The 21,181-nt window shown below is 70.6% G+C and carries 13 protein-coding genes and 4 pseudogenes; 9 read left to right on the top strand and 8 right to left on the bottom strand.

The window, feature by feature from the left end:
* Window positions 1-580: 580 nt before the first annotated feature.
* Both ACZ4M5_RS00740 and ACZ4M5_RS00735 read right to left on the bottom strand, forming a co-directional pair.
* Window positions 581-2,323 (bottom strand): pyruvate dehydrogenase, encoded by a 1,743-nt coding sequence (locus ACZ4M5_RS00740; RefSeq protein ID WP_467731615.1) that lies wholly within the window; start codon window positions 2,321-2,323, stop codon window positions 581-583.
* Between the two features lie 66 nt (window positions 2,324-2,389).
* Complete coding sequence (locus ACZ4M5_RS00735; RefSeq protein ID WP_467731613.1) at window positions 2,390-3,457, bottom strand: protein phosphatase 2C domain-containing protein; 1,068 nt, start codon at window positions 3,455-3,457, stop codon at window positions 2,390-2,392.
* A 1,094-nt stretch (window positions 3,458-4,551) separates the two neighbouring features.
* Here ACZ4M5_RS00735 and ACZ4M5_RS00730 point away from each other — a divergent pair.
* Entirely contained in the window at window positions 4,552-5,034 is a 483-nt protein-coding gene (locus tag ACZ4M5_RS00730; protein WP_467731611.1) for a DUF456 domain-containing protein, read from the top strand.
* A 25-nt stretch (window positions 5,035-5,059) separates the two neighbouring features.
* On the opposite strand, the gene ACZ4M5_RS00725 is transcribed toward ACZ4M5_RS00730, so the two are convergent.
* Together ACZ4M5_RS00725 and ACZ4M5_RS00720 are read right to left on the bottom strand one after the other, a co-directional pair.
* The gene (locus tag ACZ4M5_RS00725; RefSeq protein ID WP_467731609.1) at window positions 5,060-5,554 is read right to left on the bottom strand and encodes a methylated-DNA--[protein]-cysteine S-methyltransferase; all 495 of its coding nucleotides are present in this window, start codon (window positions 5,552-5,554) and stop codon (window positions 5,060-5,062) included.
* Window positions 5,551-6,966 (bottom strand): DNA-3-methyladenine glycosylase 2 family protein, encoded by a 1,416-nt coding sequence (locus ACZ4M5_RS00720; RefSeq protein ID WP_467731607.1) that lies wholly within the window; start codon window positions 6,964-6,966, stop codon window positions 5,551-5,553. The genes ACZ4M5_RS00725 and ACZ4M5_RS00720 overlap by 4 nt, the downstream gene beginning before the upstream one ends.
* 496 nt (window positions 6,967-7,462) lie before the next feature.
* On the opposite strand from ACZ4M5_RS00720, the pseudogene ACZ4M5_RS00715 reads away from it, so the two are divergent.
* The 3 genes and pseudogenes from ACZ4M5_RS00715 (at window position 7,463) to ACZ4M5_RS00705 (ending at window position 13,249) form a co-directional block, all read left to right on the top strand.
* Window positions 7,463-10,520: pseudogene (locus tag ACZ4M5_RS00715) on the top strand (Tn3 family transposase).
* 165 nt (window positions 10,521-10,685) lie between these two features.
* Window positions 10,686-12,518, top strand: a complete 1,833-nt coding sequence (locus ACZ4M5_RS00710) for a hypothetical protein (RefSeq protein ID WP_184762054.1) — start codon at window positions 10,686-10,688, stop codon at window positions 12,516-12,518.
* Between the two features lie 191 nt (window positions 12,519-12,709).
* The gene (locus ACZ4M5_RS00705; protein ID WP_423546201.1) at window positions 12,710-13,249 is read left to right on the top strand and encodes a GNAT family N-acetyltransferase; all 540 of its coding nucleotides are present in this window, start codon (window positions 12,710-12,712) and stop codon (window positions 13,247-13,249) included.
* 663 nt (window positions 13,250-13,912) lie between these two features.
* Here ACZ4M5_RS00705 and ACZ4M5_RS00700 read toward each other — a convergent pair.
* On the bottom strand, window positions 13,913-14,539 hold the full coding sequence (locus tag ACZ4M5_RS00700; protein ID WP_356929889.1) for a TetR/AcrR family transcriptional regulator: 627 nt from the start codon (window positions 14,537-14,539) through the stop codon (window positions 13,913-13,915).
* Between the two features lie 134 nt (window positions 14,540-14,673).
* Between ACZ4M5_RS00700 and ACZ4M5_RS00695 the strand changes: the two genes are divergently transcribed.
* The gene (locus tag ACZ4M5_RS00695; RefSeq protein WP_467731604.1) at window positions 14,674-15,624 is read left to right on the top strand and encodes an alpha/beta fold hydrolase; all 951 of its coding nucleotides are present in this window, start codon (window positions 14,674-14,676) and stop codon (window positions 15,622-15,624) included.
* A 113-nt stretch (window positions 15,625-15,737) separates the two neighbouring features.
* A pseudogene (locus ACZ4M5_RS00690) lies at window positions 15,738-15,995 on the top strand (SAM-dependent methyltransferase); the annotation flags it as partial.
* Window positions 15,996-16,215: 220 nt separating this feature from the next.
* Here the strand turns inward: ACZ4M5_RS00690 and ACZ4M5_RS00685 are convergent.
* The 3 genes and pseudogenes from ACZ4M5_RS00685 to ACZ4M5_RS00675 form a co-directional block, all read right to left on the bottom strand.
* Window positions 16,216-17,075, bottom strand: a pseudogene (locus tag ACZ4M5_RS00685) (IS5 family transposase).
* Window positions 17,076-17,132: 57 nt separating this feature from the next.
* Window positions 17,133-17,561, bottom strand: a complete 429-nt coding sequence (locus ACZ4M5_RS00680; protein ID WP_467731602.1) for a RacP protein — start codon at window positions 17,559-17,561, stop codon at window positions 17,133-17,135.
* 3 nt (window positions 17,562-17,564) lie between these two features.
* A complete protein-coding gene (locus ACZ4M5_RS00675) occupies window positions 17,565-18,698 on the bottom strand; it encodes a DUF6192 family protein (RefSeq protein ID WP_467731600.1) in 1,134 nt (377 codons plus the stop codon).
* 868 nt (window positions 18,699-19,566) lie between these two features.
* Here ACZ4M5_RS00675 and ACZ4M5_RS00670 point away from each other — a divergent pair.
* The 3 genes and pseudogenes from ACZ4M5_RS00670 (at window position 19,567) to ACZ4M5_RS00660 (ending at window position 21,012) form a co-directional block, all read left to right on the top strand.
* Window positions 19,567-19,779 (top strand): cold-shock protein, encoded by a 213-nt coding sequence (locus tag ACZ4M5_RS00670; RefSeq protein ID WP_467731598.1) that lies wholly within the window; start codon window positions 19,567-19,569, stop codon window positions 19,777-19,779.
* Between the two features lie 308 nt (window positions 19,780-20,087).
* Window positions 20,088-20,333, top strand: a pseudogene (locus ACZ4M5_RS00665) (recombinase family protein); the annotation flags it as partial.
* 121 nt (window positions 20,334-20,454) lie between these two features.
* The gene (locus ACZ4M5_RS00660) at window positions 20,455-21,012 is read left to right on the top strand and encodes a serine integrase family protein (protein WP_467732872.1); all 558 of its coding nucleotides are present in this window, start codon (window positions 20,455-20,457) and stop codon (window positions 21,010-21,012) included.
* Window positions 21,013-21,181: the final 169 nt, after the last annotated feature.

Here is a 21,181-nt window from a genome sequence, read left to right as displayed (position 1 = left end):
AGCCCCCGGCCCAGGTTCCCCCGCCCCCCGTACCGCAGGACGCGGGCACCTGGGCCGCGACCCAGGGCGCGGTGCACGCGGGCGAGACGCTCGTACGGCTGTCGGTGCAGGGACGGACCGACACGGCCGTCGTGCTGGAGGACCTGCGCGTGCGCGTGGTGGGGCGCACGGCACCCGTCGAGGGCAACGCCTACGCGATGGACCAGGGCTGCGGCGGGGCCGTCACCCCGCGGTACTTCGAGGTGGACCTGGACAAGGACCGGCCTCTCGCCCGCGCGGTCGCAGGGAGCGACGCCGGGAGGCCCATACCGGCGGTGCGCATGCCCTACCGGGTCTCCGCGCGGGAGCCCGAGGTGCTGCTGGTAACGGCGGGCACCCGGTCGTGCGACTGCCGGTGGTACCTGGAGCTGGACTGGTCCTCGCAGGGCCGCAGGGGCACGGTCCGGATCGACGACCGGGGCCGGCCCTTCCGCACCAGCGCCCTGGAGGGCCGGCCCCGCTATCTGTACGACACCTCGTCCCGCCGGTGGACGCCCTACGGCTAGAGTCCGCGGAACGTCGCGAGCGACGGTCAGGCCCCCTACGGCCGGGGCATGTTGCGCAGGTTGGAGCGGGCCATCTGCAGCATGCGGCCGACGCCGCCGTCCAGCACGATCTTCGAGGCCGACAGGGCGAACCCGGTCACCATCTCGGCCTTGATCTTCGGCGGGATGGACAGCGCGTTGGGATCGGTGACGACGTCGACGAGGGCCGGGCCCTTGTGCTTGAAGGCGTCCTTCAGGGCCCCCCGGAGGTCCTTGGGCTTCTCGACCCGCACCCCGTGGGCACCGCAGGCCCGGGCGACGGCCGCGAAGTCCGGGTTCTTGTTGGCGGTGCCGTGGGACGGCAGGCCGGCGACCAGCATCTCCAACTCGACCATGCCGAGGGAGGAGTTGTTGAAGAGGACGACCTTCACCGGGAGGTCGTACTGCACCAGCGTGAGGAAGTCGCCCATCAGCATGGAGAAGCCGCCGTCACCGGACATCGACACGACCTGCCGCTTGCGGTCGGTGAACTGCGCGCCGATCGCCATGGGCAGGGCGTTGGCCATCGAGCCGTGCGAGAAGGAGCCGATGACGCGGCGGCGGCCGTTGGGTGAGATGTACCGGGCGGCCCAGACGTTGCACATGCCGGTGTCGACGGTGAACACGGCGTCGTCGGCGGCGACTTCGTCGAGCACGGCCGCCACGTACTCGGGGTGGATCGGCGTGTGCTTCTCGACGTTGCGGGTGTAGGCCTTCACCACCCCCTCCAGCGCGTCGGCGTGCTTCTTGAGCATCCGGTCCAGGAAACGGCGGTTCTTCTTCTCCTTCACCCGCGGGACGAGGCAGCGCAGCGTCTCCCGTACGTCGCCCCACACCGCCAGGTCCAGCTTCGAGCGGCGGCCGAGGTGCTCGGGCCGCACGTCCACCTGGACGATCTTCACGTCGTCGGGGAGGAACGCGTTGTAGGGGAAGTCGGTGCCGAGCAGGATCAGCAGATCGCACTCGTGGGTGGCCTCGTACGCGGCGCCGTACCCGAGCAGTCCGCTCATGCCGACGTCGAAGGGGTTGTCGTACTGGATCCACTCCTTGCCGCGCAGGGCGTGCCCGACCGGGGCCTTGATCTTCCCGGCGAACTCCATGACCTCCGCGTGCGCTCCGGCCGTGCCGCTGCCGCAGAACAGGGTGACCTTGCCGGCCTCGTCGATCATCTCGACCAGCCGGTCGATCTCGGCGTCACCGGGGCGCACGCTGGGCCGGGAGGTGACGAGGGCCGTCTCGGCGGCCTGTTCCGGGGCGGGCCGGTCGGCGATGTCCCCGGGCAGGGTGACGACGCTGACGCCGCTGCGTCCGACGGCGTTCTGGATGGCGGTCTGCAGCAGCCGCGGCATCTGCTGCGGGCTGGAGATCATCTCGCTGTAGTGGCTGCACTCGGTGAACAGCCGGTCGGGGTGGGTCTCCTGGAAGTAGCCGAGGCCGATCTCGCTGGAGGGGATGTGCGAGGCCAGGGCGAGGACCGGGGCCATCGAGCGGTGGGCGTCGTAGAGGCCGTTGATGAGGTGGAGGTTGCCGGGACCGCAGGAACCGGCGCACGCGGCGAGCGAGCCGGTGATCTGGGCCTCGGCACTGGCGGCGAAGGCGGCGGTCTCCTCGTGCCGTACGTGGATCCAGTCGATGGCGGAGTTGCGGCGGACGGCGTCGACCACGGGGTTGAGGCTGTCGCCGACGACCCCGTAGAGGCGCTTCACCCCGGCGCGGGTGAGGATGTCGACGAACTGTTCCGCGACGTTCTGTTTGGCCATGGTTCTCGTCTGCCCCTTCGGTCTGCCGGGATCCCTCCGGGTTCCATCACCTCACAGGCCGCGCGCTCACGCCTCCCACACCGCCGCGGCCGTACGGTCGTCCGCGTAACCCTTGACCCGGACCTGCGAGTCGGCGAGGAACGCGGCCAGGCCGGGCGGGTCCGGGAGGGACCACCGCTCGGCGAGGTACTCGCCCAGTTCGGGTTCGCCCCGCAGCGGGTCGGCGAGACCGCCGCTGCACATCAGGAGCGTGTCACCCGGGCGGGCGACGGAGGTGCGGAAGCGGAAGGGCTCGCGGGGCGGTTCCGAGGCCGGTTCGTAGGGGCTCGGCGGGGTGGGAATGCCGAAATCCATGGTGAGCCGGTCGCCCTCGGGGGTCTCGGAGGGCGGCGATCCGAAGCCGAGGACCGCCTCGCCCCGGGCGTCCGTCACCCGGGGCTCCATGTCCTGCCACTCCCCCTCGCGCAGCCGGAACAGCCCGCCCGGGCCGACGCCGAAGAACACGCGGATGCGGCATCCCGGGTCGGCGGGCAGCAGCAGGCAGCGCAGGCTGGCCCCGTACTCCTGCGGGGTGACGCCCTGTTCGCTCGCGCTGGCGCGGAGTCTGCCGAGACTGCGGTCGGTGAGGCGGTGCAGCCCGGACTTGAGGTCGCCTCGGCGGCCGCCCCTGATGTCCTCCACCAGGCGTGCGTGGCTGCGCCCCACGGCACGGCCGATCCAGTGACACGCCTCGGCGGCGGCCCGGTGCGCGCCCGGCGTGGCGCGGGCCCCGGTCGCCATCGCCACCAGCAGCAGCGCCCGTTCGCCCGTGCCGAAGCGCGCGGTGAGCAGCGAGTCGCGCCGCGGCTCACCCCGGTACCGGGCCGAGTCGCCCCGTACGGACACGGCCCGCAGGGTGCAGGACCCGTACCGGGCGCCGTCGAGCACCGTGTCCGCGACGAGGTCGCCGAGGTCGTCCGGGTCGGCGGCGGGCAGGGCGGTGGGTTCGGCGTCGTAGGTGGGCGGCCGGGAGCCGACATGGCCCCGGGGCCCGGGTTCCCCGGCGGGCCGCTCGATCCGGGACGCGGGCTGCTCCACGGCCGGTTCCGGCGGCGGCCCGGCGGGAAGCGGCGGCACGGAGACGGTCCCGACCACGCGGTGGGGCTCCGCCGGGTTGCCGGGACCCGGCCGCTCCGGCTGCACCGACGGTGGAACGACCGGCGGGGGCGGGGCGGAGGACACGTCCGCCCCGGCCACCGCGCGGCCGGGCTCTCCCGGCCAGGCCGGGGGCGAGACCGGGGGCGGCGGGACCGCCGGCATCCCCGGGCGGGGAGGAGCGACCGCGGGGGGTTGCTCGGGGGGCGTCGCGGATACCGGGGCTGCAGGTGCGGGTCCCGCTCCCTGTGCGGGTCCCGCTCCCTGTGCGGGTCCCGTTCCCGGTGGGGGCTCGGGTCCGGGTTCGGGTCCGGAGGCGGGTCCGGGCGCGGGCCCTGGTTCGTAGGTCGGTCCGGATGCGGGCCCAGGCGCGGGCCCCGGTCCGGGCGCAGGGCCCGGACTGGGCCCCGGCGCAGGTGCGGGTGCTGGATCGGATCCGGGCGTATGCCCCGGCGCGGATGCCGGATCGGCTCCTGGCGTACGTCCCGGCGCGGGGTCGCCTCCGGACTCCGGTGCGGGTGCGCGGGGGCTCGGGCTGTGCTCCGGTGTCGGTCGCCCGGACCAGGGGTGTTCGTCCTCGGGGGTCCCGGGGCGCTGTGCGGTGAGGCCCTGCGGCTGTCCCGCCGCCGGGAAGGTGACCGGGCCGGGCGGACGGGACGGCGGTGGCTCCCACGGGGCGCGCGGCGGCGGAGCCGGCAGGTCGTCGGCGCCCGCCCGGGGCGACGGTACGACGGGCCGCCCGGTCACCGTCCCCGCCGCCGAGGCGAAGCGGTCGTCCAGGGAATCGGGGGCCGGTGCCGGGCCCGTGTCGTCGGCGGAGTCCTCGTACAACTGCCTCCACCAGTCGTCCTCGTGACCGGTGGGCCTTCCCCCCTGCTGGCTCATGCCCCCGATTGTCACCGCACGAGCCGGATGAAAACGGGGCTTGTGGAAAAAACCGGCCCGCCACCCGGCGGTGATCGACACCTCGGGTGAACCTTGGAACAGCCGTGCGATCCGGGGCGCCGGGGCCGTCCGGGCGGCTGACCTGCGGGTGTGGCCCACGGTCACGCTTCTGACCTGCGCGTTCTCCCGGCTTCCGGCAGTCTGGTCAGATGGGAGTGTGGGACCTCCTGCTGGTCGGGCTGGTCATCCTGCTCGGACTGTGCGGCGTGCTGCTGCCCGCCATGCCCGGCTCGTGGCTGGTGTGGGCCGCGGTCCTGTGGTGGGCGCTGAAGGACCCGCAGCCGGTCGCCTGGTGGGTCCTGGTGGGGGCGACGGGCCTGCTCCTGCTCTCCCAGGCGGTGCGCTGGACGTTGCCGCCCCGCAGGCTGCGCTCCGACGGCACCACCCGCCGCATGCTGGCCTACGCCGGCACCGGCTCCCTCCTCGGTTTCGTCCTCGTCCCGGTCCTGGGCGCGATCCCCGGCTTCCTCGCCGGGATCTACCTCTTCGAGCGCCGCAGGCTCGGCCGTCACAGCGACGCGGTCGCCGCCCTGCGCACGGTGCTGCGCTCGGGCGGTTCCGCCGTCCTGGCCGAGCTGTTCACCTGCCAGCTCATCGCCGCGGCCTGGGTGGGCGCGGTGGTCTGGGGCTGAACCGGTCCGCCGCCGAGAAGGCCGGTCAGGCTGCGAGGACTCCCTCGTGCGTCAGCAGCCGCACCTTGCGGTCCAGGCCACCCGCGTACCCGGTCAGCGCGCCGCCCGCCCCGATCACCCGGTGGCAGGGCCGCACGACGAGCAGCGGGTTGGCCCCGATAGCCCCGCCCACGGCCCGGACCGCCGCCCGGGGCGCCCCGATGCGCGCGGCGATCTCCCCGTAGGTCACGGTCGCGCCGTAGGGGATGCCGTCGAGCGCGGCCCAGACCTGCTCCCGGAACGGTGAGCCCTCGGTGCGCAGAGGCAAGCGGAACTCCTTCAGCTCGCCGGCGAAGTAGGCCGCGAGCTGCTCCTCCGCCTCGCGGAAGGGCCCGGCGTCACGACGCCAGTCGTCGCGCACCTCCCGGCCACCTTTCTGCCCGGGCACCGACAGCGAGGTCAGCTCGCCGGAGGGGGCGGCGGTCAGGAGCAGCGGCCCGAGCGGGCTCGCCATGCTCGTCCAGTAGGCCGGAGGGTTCATCGGGTCTCCCACTCCCCTGCTGCGCGCAGGTGGTTCAGGGCGTACGAGCGCCAGGGGCGCCAGGTGTCGGGGACGTCGAGCCCGGGCGGGGCGGCGTCCGGGTCGCCGAGGGCGCGGGCGCGGATCTCGGCGAGGGTACGGGCGTCCAGTCCGGGCACGGCCCGCAGGGCGTCCTGCGCGGCGTCCCGGTCGGCGCCCGGGTCGAGGCGTACGGCGTGGTCGGCGAGGGCGGCGGTGAGGGCGCCGAGGGTACCGCCGGGTTCGGCCCCGGCGAGGACCGAGGGTTCGGGGAAGAGGTGGGTGAGGCTGCCGCAGGGGGCGTCGAGGGCCTTGCCATATCGGCGGACCAGCCGTTCCGCCTCCGCGCGCCCGACCAGTGCGCGCACCGCGAGTTCCTCGGGGTCGGCCGCGCCCGGGGACCGCAGGCCGGGCCGGGCGGCGACCAGGGGTGCGAGCCGCGGGTCGGCGCCGAGGCGGCCGTCGACGGCGTAGGGGTCGGCGTCCAGGTCGAACAGCCGCCGCAGCCGCTGGACGGCGGTGGTCAGGTCGCGGAGGTCGGTGAGGTGCAGCCGGGCGTCGAGCCAGCCGCCCGGGTGGGCGCCGGAGGTGGGCCGGGCGGCACCGGTGCGTTCGGCCACGGCGACGATGCCGGTGCCGTACGGAAGGCGGAGGGTGCGCCGGTAGGTGCGGGCGCCGGGCGGCCCGCCGATCTCCTCGATGCCGGGCACGGCCTCGCGGTGCAGCAGGTCGAAGACGGGGCCGGACTGGTACGGGCCGCGGTACGCGAGGCGCAGGGGGATGCCGGCGTCGGGGGTGGCGGCGCTCCGGCCGTGACCGCCGCGCGGAGCAGCGGCGCGCAGCTCGCTCGGGGTCGTGGCGTACACGGCCCGGATCGTGTCGTTGAATTGGCGCACGCTGGAGAAGCCGGCGGCGAACGCGATCTCGGTGATCGGCAGTCCGGTCGTCTGCACCAGGAGGCGTGCGGTGTGGGCCCGCTGGGCCCGGGCGAGGGCGACGGGACCGGCGCCGAGTTCGGCGGTGAGCTGGCGCTGCACCTGCCGTGGGCTGTAGCCGAGGCGTGCGGCGAGTCCGGTGACGCCCTCCCGGTCCACCACGCCGTCCGCGATCAGCCGCACGGCCCGGGCCACGACGTCCGCGCGTACGTTCCATTCGGCGGAGCCGGGCACGGCGTCCGGGCGGCAGCGCCGGCAGGCCCGGAAACCGGAGCCCTGCGCGGCGGCGGCCGTGGCGAAGAACCGCACGTTCGCCTGCTTCGGCGTGACGGCCGGGCAGCTCGGCCGGCAGTAGATGCCGGTCGTCTCGACGGCGAAGAAGAACACGCCGTCGAACCGCGCGTCGCGGCTGCGCACGGCCGCGTACCTGGTGTCCTCGTCCGTCCTCTGATCCGTCACCCGTCCAGTCTCCGCCGCCGCCCGGCCGCCCGCTGGCGGGAATCGGACATGGCACCGACCCCCGCCGCCCGGCGCACGCCACCCGGCCGCCGCACGGCGGGTGGCGGCCCGCACAACCGCCGGCACGCCCGGCCGGTGGCACGCCGGGTGGCGGTGCGGCGGGTGGCGGTGCGGCCGGTGGCACGCCGGGTGGCAGTGCGGCGGGTGGGGCCCGCCAGGCCGGCGATCCGCCGCGCCGTTGATCCGCCAGGCGATGGCGTGCCCGACCGGTGGCCCACCGAACCGGTGGCGCGGCGGGTGACGGTCCGCCGAACCGGTGGCGCGGCGGGTGACGGCCCACCGAACCGGTGGCGCGGCGGGTGACCGGCCTCGGGGAACATCGGTACAGCGGTTGGCGCTGAGAAAGATCATGGTCGGCTAGCACACCGGCTGTGGGCTCCACTGAGGTTCGCGGAAAGATCACCGGACGGGCACCGGGGCTGGCTACGCTCCGCTCGTGCCAGTGGAGTTTCTGACTGATGAGCAGGCCGAGGCGTACGGGAAGTTCGCCGAGGAGCCGACCCGCCCCGAGCTGGAGCGGTTCTTCTTCCTGGACGACGTCGACCGCGATCTGATCGCGCTGCGACGCTCCGCGCACCACCAGCTCGGCTTCGCGCTCCAGATGTGCACGGTGCGCTACATCGGCCGGTTCCTCCCGGACGACCCGCTGGACGCGCCGTGGCCGGTGGTCGAGCACCTAGCCGGGCAACTCGGCATCGAGGATGCGTCGGTGGTGAAGCGGTACACCGAGCGGCCGAAGACTGCGTACGAGCACGCGTGGGAGATCCGGGACGCCTATGAGTACCACGAGTACGACGATGCGGAGTGGTCCCGGCGGTTCTGCACCTTCCTGCACGGGCGGGCGTGGACGCACGCCGAGGGCCCGAAGGCGCTGTTCGACCACGCGGTGGGCTGGCTGCGCCGCAACCGGGTGCTGCTGCCGGGCGTCTCGGTGCTGGCCCGGCAGGTGTCGGAGGTGCGGAAGGTCGCGGACAAGCGGCTGCACGCCACCGTCGCGGGGGCCGCCCGCCGCGCGGACCCGGCGCTGCCCGGGGATCTGGTGGCGACGCTGAAGACGCCGGAGGGCTCGCGGTTCTCGGAGCTGGAGCGGCTGCGGCGGCCGCCGACGCGGACGACGGGGACGGCGTTCGCCCGTGCGCTGGAGCGGGTGGACGAGATCGGCGCGTACCGGCTCGGGCGGCTGAGGCTGTCGCAGATCCCGCCGAACCGGATGGCGGCGCTGGCCCGGTACGCGCTGGGGTCGAAGGCGGCGCTGCTGGAGCGGGCGGTGGAGCCGAAGCGCACGGCGATGCTCACTGCGGTGATGCGGCACCTGGAGGCGAAGGCGATCGATGAGGCTGTCGACGCTGCCGCAGCTGGAGAAGGCGTCACGGGTGCTCGCGCGGGCGGCGAAGGTGCTCTTCGAGGAGCTGGAGCTGGTTGAGGAGCAGGAGGCGGACCTGGACGTGGCCGCGCTGTGGGCGGCGGTGGAGGAGGTCGCCCCGCGTGCCGCCGTGATGAGTGCGGCGGCCACCGTGGTGACCCTGGTGCCCGAGGACGAGAACTCGACCGACGTGGCGATGCGGGCTGCGCTGGCGAACCGGTACGCGACGGTCCGCCCGTTCCTTGCGCTGCTGGGCGAGTCGAAGGCGCTGGACGCGGCGAGCGCGGGCAAGCGGGTCCTGGCCGGGGTCCGGGGTCTTCCGGCGCTGGCGCGGCGGAAGGTGGGGGTCAAGCCGCTGCTGCCGCGCGAGGTGGACGACAAGCTCGTGCCGCCGGCGTGGCGCAAGGCGGTGTACGCCAATCCGGATCTGCCTCAGGGTGCGGTGGACCGGGACGCGTACGTGGTGTGCGTGCTGGAGCAGCTGCACCGGGCCCTGAACAACCGCGACGTGTTCGCCTCGCCCTCGCACCGCTGGTCCAACCCGCGGGCCCGCCTGCTGGACGGGCCCGACTGGGATGCGGTCGAGGAGGACGTCCTGGCGGCCCTGAGCCTGGACATGCCCGTCCAGGAGCACCTGGCGGAGCTGGTGCGGGGCCTGGATGCCGGATGGAAGCAGCTCGCCGAACGCCTTCAGGAAGCGGGGCCGGCGGCGAAGGTCTCCATCGAGGTGCAGGACGACGGGCGGGTGAAGCTGAACGTCGACAAGCTCGGCGCGCTCGGCGAGCCGAAGTCCCTGACCTGGCTGCGTAAGCGGGTCGAGAAGATGCTCCCGAAGATCGACCTGCCGGACCTGCTGTTCGAGGTGAACGCCTGGACCGGGTTCCTCGATGCCTTCGTCCACCTCGGCGACGGCACCACCCGGATGAAGGACCTGCCCACCTCGGTGGTCGCGCTGCTGGTGTCGGAGGCGTGCAACATCGGCCTGACCCCGGTGGTCAACTCCGGCTACGAGGCCCTGACCCGGGCCCGGCTCGTGCACGTCGACCAGTACTACATGCGCGCCGACACCATCGCCGCGGCGAACGCGCGGCTCATCACTGCCCAAGCCGACATCCCGATCGTGCGTTACTGGGGCGACGGGCTGCTCGCCTCCGTGGACGGGCTGCGCTTCCAGGTACCGGTGCGCACCATCAACGCCGCCCCGTCGCCGAAGTACTTCGGGTTCAAGCGCGGCATCACCTGGCTCAACGCCGTCAACGACCAGGTCGCGGGCATCGGGCAGATGGTCGTCCCCGGCACCCCGCGCGACTCGCTGCACATCCTGGACGCGCTGCTGAACCTGGATGGCGGGGTGAAGCCGGAGATGGTGGCGACCGACAACGCCTCGTACTCCGACATGGTGTTCGGCCTGTTCAAGATCCTCGGCTACAACTTCAGCCCGCGGTTCCGCGACCTGGACGACCAGCGGTTCTGGCGGGCCACGATGCCCGGTGTCGAGACCGGCACCTACGGCGTGGTGGAGGACCTGGCCCGCAACCGTGTGAACCTGAACAAGGTGATCACGCACTGGCCGGACATGCTGAAGGTCGCCGGTTCTCTGGTCACCAATCAGGTCCGCGCCTACGACCTGCTGCGTATGTTCGGACGCGAGGGGCGTCCGACCCCGCTGGGGGCGGCGTTCGCGGAGTACGGGCGGATCGCCAAGACCGAGCACCTGCTGCGCGTGGTCGACCCGGTGGACGACACCTACCGGCGGCAGATGAACCGGCAGCTCACCGTGCAGGAGTCCCGCCACAAGCTGGCCCGCGACGTGTGCCACGGCAAGCGCGGCACCATCCACCAGGCGTACCGGGACGGGATGGAGGATCAGCTCGGCGCACTCGGCCTGGTCCTTAACGCCATCGTGCTCTGGACCACCAGGTACATCGGCGCCGCAGTCGCCCAGCTGCAGGACGGGGGACACGAGATCCGCGACGAGGACATCGCCCGGTTGTCCCCCCTCAAGCACCGCAACCTGAACCTGCTCGGCCGCTACAGCTTCACCGCCTCCACGCCGGCTGCCGGCGCCCTGCGTCCGTTGCGGGACCCTGACGCGGTTGCACCTGACGATGACGACGACGCAGAAGAGTGAGCCGGCGCAGACCGTAGTCGAGGGTGTCGGCTACGACCGGATGCGCCGCGGGGGCCCGCTCAGTCGAGTGATGCTTCCGTCGATTCGTCCGAGACGGGGATGCGTCCAGTTCGATACGGAACGCGGCTTCATGCCGCGGCTGAAGTGCTTCGAGATGGAGATCAGATGACGGCAAACACCAGTACGTGGCAAGCATCTGTCGAGGGCGGGCAGGAGCGCTTGGACCGGTGGCGGCGGATGCTGGCGGGAGCGCCGGCTGTCGCGTCACGTCGGCGGCAGCGGCGCCAGAACCCGGAAACGAATGTGGCGACAGGGGTATGGCTGCACGCTGCGGCGCGCGCGGAGATGGGGCTGGAGCTGACCGAGTGGGAGCAGTCGTTCTTGGCGCCGCTGGTCGGTGTGCTGGGGGAGGGCGAGGTGTGGGCGCTGGGGCGGGCCTACCGTGAGCAGCGGGATGTCGGCACGGTGGCGCTAGTGCCGCAGGCGGTCGCGCGGCGTGGCCTCGACGAGCCGTTCACGCCCGAGGACGTCGCTGCGCGCATCCGGGCCGTCGGGGAACTGGCGGCCAACCAGCCCAACGTCGCGTGGGTCAATCGCACTCGCCTGCTGGCGGGGGAGCAGTTGGAGACGGATGCGTTCAGCGAAGCAGCCGATGCCTACGGTTACGGCCTGACCCTGTTCGACGGCGCCCAGTTCGGTACCGCTGCTCAGGAACAGACAGACGGCAGCGCGCCCACGGATGAGGCGGCATCCAACACGCCGTTCAGGGCGAAGCTGGAGTGGGCCGGGTTCCGCTGCCGCCAGGCGGCCGGCGACCAGTGGGGCGGACGGGACGAGATCTACTGGACCGCGGCCTGTCAGTCCCACAACTACAAGTTCCACACGCGCACCGGCGAGACAGGCAGTGTGTCTGGCAACAACGACTACCCCATCCCCGGCGAACATGGCACCGGGAGGATGGCGTTCTTCGATGCCAGTTTCACCGGCAACCTCAGCGCCTTGATGATCACATGCTGGGAGGCCGACCAGTCCAACGACGCGTGGTACACCGCGCTCGGGAAGGCGCTCGGGGACGCCGTCGACTCGCTGAGTCTGGTCGACTTCGCGCTGAACTTCGTCCCTGGTGCGGACATGCTCGGCTACATGATCGTCGCGATGGACCTCCTGGCGACGTTCTGGGAAGCCCTGCGCAACCACGACGACATGGTCCTCACCCGCGGCTTCGCCCTCAACCGATCGGATCTGAAGGCGCTGTACTACACCGAAGGCCGACGCATGACCCTGCAGTTCAATGCCCGCTCCTCGGGGATGGGCCACTTCGCCCTGAGTGTGAAGTACACGGGCGACACCCCTCCGGGACCTCCTCCGGAGGGGAGCTTCCAGTTCCTCGCCACCGGCTGGACTGGGCTGCTCGGCTCCTCTTTCACCCGCAACCTCGACGCCGCCTGCCTCGCTCCGGGCAGCGCCACAGACGTCTACCTGTTCCAAGGAGATCAGTACGTCCGCTACGACTGCCGCAGCGAGGACATCGGCTACGGCACCAAGAAGCTCTCCGACGGCTGGCCTGGCCTGAGGGGCACAACCTTCACCAGCAACCTCGACGCCGCCTGCCTCATTCCGGGCAGCACGACCCACGTCTACCTGTTTAAAGGCGACCAGTACGTCAACTACGACTGCCGCAACGAGCGGGCCAGCATCGGCAGGCTCTCCGACGGCTGGCCTGGCCTGAGGGGCACAGACTTCACCAGCAACCTCGACGCCGCCTGCAGCGTTCCCGGCAGCTCCACCGACGTCTACCTGTTCAAAGGCGACAAGTACGTGCGCTACGACTGCCGCAACGAACGGATCCGCAACGGCGTCCAGAACATCATCACCGGCTGGCCGCGACTGGCCGACACCGAGTTCGCCTACAACCTCCAGGCCGGCTGCGCCGTCCCCGGCAGCGGAAAGGACGTCTACCTGTTCAAGGGCGAGCGTTACGTGCGCTACACCATCTGAGTGCCTGTTCCATATCTCCGGTTCTGGGTGACGCTGGTGCCTAGCCTGGGCCAGCGTTCGACGGTGCCGGGCGGCCCGGAGGGCGGGTGTGTGGGGGCTGTACTGAACGGCTGAGGCCGGGAGCGAGTCCGCCACTATCTACCTCACCGGACTCCACATCGCCGCCATCTTCATGGCTCTACGATCTTCGAATGAGTGAATGGAGCCTGGCAGGCGAAGAGCTGTCGACCGCCCGACTATCCCTGCGGCGTCCGACCGAAGCCGACATCGATGCAATCTTCGCGATCCACAGTGACCCCGCAACCTGCCTGCACAATCCCTCCGACGCCCTCGCTCGGCCCGAAGAGGCCGAGGAGCTCTATCAGCGCTGGAACAACCAATGGCAGAGCTGTGGATACGGGTACTGGGTTGTCCGACGCCACAACTCTGCCCGGCAATTGGGGTTCTGCGGGGTCAAGCCCATGGACCTGAACGGCATGAACGTTCTCAACCTCTTCTACCGTTTCGCCGCCTCGGCATGGGGTCAGGGCTTCGCCAGCGAGGCGGCGACCGCAGTGACCGACTGGGTATCGCGCCACGTTACCGACCTCCCGCTGATCGCCCGAGTCCGACCGGCTAACGCTGCCTCGCAGCGCGTGGCGGTACGTGCCGGCCTGATGCGGGCAGAACATCTCGACGGCCCCGGATACGACGGCTTCGACTGGATCTACGCAGCGAAACTGCCTGGCTAGCGCACTCCGAGTGTGTGGTCACTCGCCGAAGACCGTTCAATGTTCCGAGCTGAGCCACGAGGTAGGCCGACACCGTTCTGCCGCGAGCGGTATCCGGCTAGGGCGGGAGGCGTTAGCTGACCGCTGCCTGCCGACCGGCTCGCGAAGGCATGCGCCGACGATTCAGTCCGTGAACGTTGCCGCGTCCGGGCCGCCTTCGGCGACTGACCTGCGACAGGCTGAAGATCGCCTTGTCTGTCGTTGCGCGCCGCTCACGTGCACCGCAACTGATCTGCCGGCACGGCGATCTCCACGCCGCCGTACTGGCCCGCGCTGTGCAACCGTCGGCAGGCCCCTCGGGGCCCGAGGTTAGTCGCCGCTTCCTCCAGGCCGACCGGCCTAAGCTCGCCGACGCACCCGCCCGGGCCAGCGGTTCGTCGAGCTCGAACAACGGCTGTCCCATGTCCTCGGTCAGGAGGCCTGGCAGGCTGCTGGGCTCGGAGCTTTCACGACGCCGACGCCCTCGAGGAGAAGCTGACCCACCTCGAGCCGCAGGTTGTGGAGCTCTACTCGCGGCTTGGTGAACGCGGCGGGGATCTGGCAGCCACTCGGGCCACCAACCGCGAGCTGATGTCTCAGCTCAACAGCACCTCAGGCCGATGCCGGTGAAGCCAAGAACGGAAGTCACCGGGTCGTAGGCGAGGTCTGGCTGCGATTGAAGATCCTGTCGAGGTGGTACTGGAGTGCCGCGATGGCAGACTCCGGCGTGCGCTGTCCGACGAGGATGCTGGTGCCCATGGTTGCCGTCATGGCAAGCAGGCTGATCGCCTCAGTGCGAGCGTCGGCTCCAGCATCGGCTTGGCCCGTCTCCTGTGCCTGTCGGATCAGTTGGGTGAGGGCATTCTCGGCGGCGTCAGGGTTGTCGATGAACGGCTGGGCGGCGAGGGCCTCGTCGGTCACGGACAGGATCGAGTAGGAGCTGTAGAGAAGGTGGAAGATTCGGCTCTCCTCGTCGGTCGGCAGCGAGGCCAGCAGCAGAGCCTCGATGGTCGCGCGGGGGCCCGGGTCTTGGCCGGCAGCGGCGAGGCGGGCGCCAACGCGGGCGGTGAAGCGGTCGGTCAGGTGTTGGAGGCCGTGGAAGAGCAGCTTTTCCTTGGTCTGGAAGTAGTACTGCACCAGGCGCAGTGAAACGCCCGCCTCGGCGGCGACGTCGCGCATGCCGACCGCGTGCAGGCCCTGCCGCCCTGCGACCTGGATGAGTGCTTCAGCGATCTGGGTGCGGCGTTCATCGTGGTCCACGCGCTTGGGCATCCGTGGTGTCTCCGGGGGTTGGTGGGATCCCTGTTCGCCGTCTGGTCCGGCTCGAGGGCTCCTTTTCATGGTACCGCCGTATCACCAATATGATACGGTCGTATCATAAAGAGCGGATCTCACGGAGGTAGCCCATGCCCGAGAACACGCCCGGAACGCGCCGCGACATAGGGCGCTACGTCAATGACCAGTTGCGCGACCGCTACTTCGCCGCCTGCGACGTGCTTTACGCGAAGGGCGCACCGATCCGCTCCGAGACCGACGTGGAGACGAGCTTTGGGACGACTCACGTCTACCGGTACGGCCCCGCGGACCCGGCGGCCGAGTCCCGCACGCCGGTCGTCCTGATCCACGGCTCGGGCGGCTGCTCCGCGATGTGGTACCCCAACACGGCCGCGCTCAGCGCCGATCGCCCTGTCTACGCCCTTGACACCCCCGGCGACCCGGGCCGCAGCATCCACCGCGCGCCGATGTGGCAACCCGAGCGGGCCGCCCAGTGGATGGACGAGGCCCTCGACGCCCTCGGCCTCGACAAGGTCCACCTCGTCGGCTCCTCCTACGGCGGCTGGCTCGTCATCAACCAGGTCCACCGCCGGCCCGAACGGATCGCCTCCGTCACCGCCCTCGACCCGGGCGGGCTGGAGAAGGTGGGGCTCCGCTTCTTCGTCTGGATCTTCGCCAGCCTCTTCGCCACCTTCGCTCCCAAGCGGCTGCGCCCGGCTCTGGCCAAGTGGCTGGAACAGCCGGTCATATCCGATCCGGATCTGCGCGCCTGGATCCAGGCCGGCGTGAAGGCCTTCCGGATACGCCGTCCCGCTCCACTGCCGCTGTCCGACGCCGAGCTGGGCTCCATCCGGACGCCGTTCTACCTGATCATGGGCAAGCGCAGCCTGCTGGTGCACCCGAAGCGTCAGCTCGAACGCGTTCCTCGGGTGATTCCCGGCGCCCGCGCCGAGATCGTCGCCGCGACCGGACACGGGCCGCAGATCGACCACCCCGACCTCGTCAACGCCCGGATGCTGCGTTTCATGGAGGACATCGACTCCCTCCACCCGGCGACGCCCCGGGACGTCACCGATGCGTAGCCGGTGAGACATCCGGAACCACTCGCGGGGCGTCAAAGGGGGACAGCGAAAGCCTGGACCTCTCGACAATCGCTCGCCCCAGACAGAGAGCAGATGGGCCTCAGGGGCAGCTCATCATGCACCGTCAGGCCGGCCGTGAGTCCGAGTACGACTACTTCGACGCGACCCACTGGACCGACGAGTGGACCATGGACGGCCAGACCGCGCGGATCAGCATCTGGCACAGGCCGCCGCACGTGATGATCGAGGTTTACACCGGGGCTGGTTTCCGGATCACCGTCATCAGCGAGCCGGAGCCCGGTCCAGCCGCCCGTGAGCTGTTCCCCGAAGCCATCGTGGCCAAGCCGCGCTTCCTGTGCTTCCTGTTCTTTTCTGCGTCCTGCAGGCGGACTAGCATCCGGGCGCTTCCACCACCGCGTCACTGGCGTCAAAAATTACCTGCCGAGCAGTCTCACTTCTCACCTGTAGAGTCGTGCGGCGACTCAGAGACTGAACAGTCTGCGGCTTCAGGGAAGTCCGTGGGAAAGTAGGCTCCCGGCCGGGAGGACGGGCCTGTCCTGGTGGCGTTGCCGACCGTGAACTTGAGAACGATCAGTCCCGGTTGGCCTCATACGAGGCGGGCTGTGTGAGCTGGCTCCGGCGGGAGGACCGGCGGGTGATGCGCCTGGTCATCAGTGTGATCGCGGCCCAGGTGATCAAAGATTCCGAGTGCTGGATGAGCCGTTCGTAGTCGCGGGCGTGACGGCGGGCTTGCATGATCCAGGCCAGGCTCCGCTCCACAACCCAGCGACGGGGCAGGATGACGAATCCGGTGGCGTCCTTCGGACGGCTGATGGTCTTGAGCGTCAGGTTCAGGTGGGCCTTCGCCCAGGTCACGAGCTGTCCGGCATAGCCGGAGTCGGCCCAGACGATGGTGATCTCAGGATGCATCAGCCGCAGCCTGAACAGGACTTCCTTCGCGGCGTCGCGGTCGGTCGTGTCGGCAGGGGTGACCATCACGAACAGTGGCAGGCCCTTGGTGTCGACGACCAGGTGTCGCTTGCGTCCGTTGATTTTCTTGGCGCCGTCGTAGCCGCGCGAGTCGCGCCCGACGGTCTCGGCGGCCTTGACGGACTGGGAGTCGATGACGGTGGCGACCGCGCCGGGGGCTCGGCCCATCTCGCGGCGGATGCGTTTACGCAGCTGGTCGCGGATCTGTCCGACGACTCCGGCGGCTGCCCAGCGGGCCATGAAGTTGTAGCAGGTCCGCCAGGGCGGGAAGTCCCTGGGCAGGGCTCTCCACTTGCTTGGGTGTCCACGACGTAGCGGATGGCGTCGGCGACCTCGCGGCGTGGGTGCCTCTCGGGGCGTCCCCCCTTGGGGGACGCGCAGGCCGGCGGCGGGAGGAGGGACTCGATGAGGGCCCATTCGTCGTCGTAGGTGTCGGAGGGGTAGCAGCGGTGACGGGACAACTCAACATCCCTTCCGAAGGTGAGGGTTGGGGGACGACCGTGCCGTCCCCCAACCGGTCAGGTGTCGATGTACTCGGAGACGATGTCCAGCGTGGACTCGACCGAGCCGAGCTGGGTGTTGAGATGTTTGATCCACCGTCCTTTCGGCTGAAGAGCGGCGTGCGGGCCGACGACGGCGGTGATGAACCGGCGGATCTCGGTGAGCTTCTCCCTCACGATCGAGAGTTCGTATGCCTGGAGTTCGGCGGTGTCGGTGCAGAACCGGTAGCCGTCCTTCTTCGTCCAGATCAGGGGCGGCCAGCCCCGTTCGGAGATGATGTCGCGCAGGCAGGCCAAGCCCGCGCGGGTCTGGCTGGGTGTCAGCTCGCCGGAGCGGACGAGCTGGGGGAAGGTCAGCCCGGCAGGGCGGGCCTCGAAGAGCACGAACCGGACGGTGTCGGCGTGCCGCTGGGAGGCGGCCGATCTGCGCTCAGAAGCGCGTGGCACCGCCTATTCGCCTTCGCCTTGCAGAAGCCGGGCCAGTTCGCCGTCGACGTCGACCTTCCCGGTGTCGACGGCCGTCTCGATCCAGTCCAGGGTGGCCCGCACCCGGGCGACGTTCTCGTGGACCAGGACGCGTTCGTCGTCACCGAGCTGCCGGTCGCGCAGACCCGGGACGACGCGGCCAGCCGCCGCGACGAACGCGTGGCAGGCGGTGACAAGGTCAAGGAACTCCACCGACCGGTCGATCGCGCGGATCGCCGGGGCGAGCGGGTTGTTCTCCTTGAAGTCCTCGCGGGCCTGCTGGCCGCGTTCGACCTGGGCGCGGTTGACCTGGTGGCGGGCGGTGTCGTCACCCATCGCCTTGAACGCGACGTCCGGGCGGCGCAGCAGCCCTGTGGTCACCTCTGCAGCGACGCGCTCGTCCCTGGTCAGCTCCTCGACCACCTTCACCTTGTCGGCCGCCTTGACCTTCGCGACGACCGCGGGGCGCCGCAGGATGTCCGGAGCGATCGCGGCGGCGACCTCGTCCTCGCGGGACAGCTCCTCCACCGCCCTTACCTTGTCGGCGGGCTTGACCTGCGCGACCACGGCCGGACGGCGTAGCAGGTCCCCGGTCACCGTCGCCGCGACCTCCTCGTCCTTCGCAAGTGTGTGGATCGCGCTGACCTTCTCCTGCGGGGTGACGGGCTTGACGACCTGGCGGCCGGCCCGCCGGTTCGCCTCGTCCGGCGTCCACCGCGACTTCCCCTCCGGCGGGGTGCCGATCGCCTCGAACCGCTCCTGTTCGTCCGCGATCCCCGCCAGGATCCGGTGGACCGTGTAGGAGACGCCGGCGACCCGGCGATCCTCTGGCCACCTGGACGCCGTCCACCTCGTCTGGTTCACCATCGAGTACGACACCCCGATGTCCTCGGCCAGCCGGAACAGCGACTCCTTCACCGTGAACGGCGCCTCGCTCCTCTCCTGGCCGCCGTACTCGCGCATCGGCTCGACTTCCAGCGCGTAGTCGCCGATCGCGAACTGGATGCGGCTGGCCGTCTCCACCAGCTTCCGCAGCTCCGCCACGATCTGCGCGTACCGGCTCGCGCTGACACTGCCGACCCTGTCGCCGTCGCCGGTCTTCTCGATCTCCTTGGGCACGGTTCTCACCCCAACCCGCGGGCCGGGCACGGTCGTTGACCGTGACGAGACACAGCCCGCCTCTCGAACCCGAGAGTCAGACCGAAAATCCTATGATCGCAACGATTGACCGGCAATGACCGGTATCCGATCAGAAGTGCGATCCGGACGTGTTCGCGCAACGGTCACCGTGACCGTTCGCCGTACGAATCCTTCCGGGCCCTCCAGGCCCTTGTCACGCACCGCCGCGAGCAGTAAACGGCGTTCGACCGCCGGTCCACCCCCACCACCCAAGTCGCCCCACAGACCAGGCACTCGGCCAGCCCGTCGCCGCCCAGTTCGGCCGCCACCGGCCTCCGTAGCCGACGGACCCGACGCCACTGCCTGGCACGACACACCGCAGAACAGAACACTGCATCGGGCCGCGCTCCCGGCCTCAGCCGTTCACCACAGCCACCGCACACCCGCTCTCCGGTCCGCCCGGCGCCCTCGGACACCTGGCCAGCCTAGGCGCCAAGGCTACCCAGAACCGGAGATATGGAACAGGCACTGACATGCCCTTCCCATGTGGTCCGTCCCCGCGTGGTGCAACGGCAGTGGGCCACGAAGCAGTAGAACCAACAGTGCGCCGCAGGCACGGCCGGCGCGCTACCGCCCGGGGCGAGCTCACGCGGGGACAGACGGACGGGCGCCAGCCGCCGGGGCAGCCCGGGTGTCCCCTGACATTGAACCTGGACCGATTGCCAGGGAAGTTGGACAACTACTACGTCCTGCCAGCCGCCGCCCGACCACGGCAAGGTCTCGGCATAGGCGCCTGATCGCTTCAACTGCGCGGGAACGCCGTGGTCTGATAGAGCCAATCACTACCCTCAGAGAGAGCGGCAATACATTGAGTAATCGCCAGCAAGGCACCGTGAAGTGGTTCAACGATGAGAAGGGGTTCGGCTTCATCACCCCCGAAGGCGGAGGTGATGACCTCTTCGTCCACTTCAAGGCGATCGAGGCCGACGGCTTCAAGAGCCTTAAGGAGGGACAGGCCGTGTCCTTCGCCGTCGAACGAGGACTGAAGGGCATGCAGGCCGCTCAGGTCCGGCCCGAGTAGCACCCTCGCACCGTGTGGTCCTGTTGAGAAGCCAGCTTCAGCAAAGGGCGCCTCGCACCTTCTGACCGGGGTCCAGCTTCGATGGCAATCAGTCCAACTTCGATGTCAGAGAACACCGGGGCGGCGTTTGTCTCCATCGTTCTCCTCCTGTCGTCAAACGATCGTTTGACGACAGGCGGCCAACGCGTCCAATGAACCCGTGCAATCCAGGGTCTCGCGGCGGCCCGAATCCAATCAGATCCGATGGTGATTGCTGACAGGGTTTGACGACAGATAGGGTCCGATCCTCCGTACGGAAGGGGCCCCGAGTGGCGAACCTGGTCTACAAGCGCGTCTCCACCGACCAGCAGTCCACCACCCGGCAGAACCTCGTCCTGGACGAGGCCTGCATCGAGGACCCGGTCTTCTTCGAGGAGGACCCGGGCACCTCCAGCCGCCTCCACCCCCTCCAGCGCCCGAAGTTCCGCGCGCTCCTCGACTACGCCCGGCCGGGCGACACCGTGCACATCTCCGAAATGTTCCGTCTCGTGCGCGGCAACCAGCACATCCTCGACGTGCTCGACGTCCTGCACCGCGACCGCCTCGCCCTACGCATCCACGACGGGGCGTTCTCCGCGATGGACCTCACCGCCCGCCAACCCGCGCACCTGCGAGCTGCTGTCCACCGTGAAGTTCATGGTGCAGACCCTCGCCGCCGCCGGCGAACTCCAGCGCGACCTCCAGCGCGAGCTGACCTACGACGGGCTGCGCGCCGCCGAGGCCAAGGGCAGCAAGGGAGGGCGCCGCCCCGCCGTGGTGGCCGCGAAGGCCGGCGACGTGCGCATTGCGTACCTCGAAGGCCGCTCCATCGCCGCCCTCGCCCGCGATCACGGCGTCAGCCGCGGCGCGATCCGGACGGCCGTCGCTGACCTCCTGCCCGAGCACACCGCCAACGAGGTAGACGTGCCCGCCCCGGAGCTGCCGGTCACGCTCGACATGCCGGGCAAGGTCGCCGACTATCTCCGCACCACCGAGCTGGAGCCCGCCGAGCGCGCCGCGCTCGACCAGGGGGTGGCCGTACGGCGCGGCCAGGGGTACACCCTGCGCGTCAGCGCCGTCCCCGCCGTACACCGCCAGCTCCTCGCCCGCTGCCAGCCGCTCGACGGCGGCCAGGGCCTCCCCGCAGTCCCGGCCCAGCGCAAGGCCCGCCGCGAGTACGAGAACCGGGTCAGCACACTCACACCCGGACCATGATCGTTCTCAGCGCCAACCGCTGTACCGATGTTCCCCGACGCCGGTGACGGCCCACCGAACCGGTGGCGCGGCGGGTGACGGCCCACCGAACCGGTGGCGCGGCGGGTGACGGCCCACCGAACCGGTGGCGCGGCGGGTGACGGCCCACCGAACCGGTGGCGCGGCGGGA

This window comes from Streptomyces sp. NPDC026246, assembly GCF_055567995.1.
The sequence above is the reverse complement of the archived record's forward strand: the minus strand, read 5'-3'. Positions and strand labels throughout refer to the sequence as shown.

Bases quoted from the DNA above. Each gene is read 5' to 3' on its own strand.
- ACZ4M5_RS00740 (WP_467731615.1), bottom strand. From the start codon at position 2,323: ATGGCCAAACAGAACGTCGCGGAACAGTTCGTCGACATCCTCACCCGC.
- ACZ4M5_RS00730 (WP_467731611.1), top strand. From the start codon at position 4,552: ATGGGAGTGTGGGACCTCCTGCTGGTCGGGCTGGTCATCCTGCTCGGA.
- ACZ4M5_RS00725 (WP_467731609.1), bottom strand. From the start codon at position 5,554: ATGAACCCTCCGGCCTACTGGACGAGCATGGCGAGCCCGCTCGGGCCG.
- ACZ4M5_RS00710 (WP_184762054.1), top strand. From the start codon at position 10,686: ATGACGGCAAACACCAGTACGTGGCAAGCATCTGTCGAGGGCGGGCAG.
- ACZ4M5_RS00705 (WP_423546201.1), top strand. From the start codon at position 12,710: ATGAGTGAATGGAGCCTGGCAGGCGAAGAGCTGTCGACCGCCCGACTA.
- ACZ4M5_RS00700 (WP_356929889.1), bottom strand. From the start codon at position 14,539: ATGCCCAAGCGCGTGGACCACGATGAACGCCGCACCCAGATCGCTGAA.
- ACZ4M5_RS00695 (WP_467731604.1), top strand. From the start codon at position 14,674: ATGCCCGAGAACACGCCCGGAACGCGCCGCGACATAGGGCGCTACGTC.
- ACZ4M5_RS00660 (WP_467732872.1), top strand. From the start codon at position 20,455: ATGGTGCAGACCCTCGCCGCCGCCGGCGAACTCCAGCGCGACCTCCAG.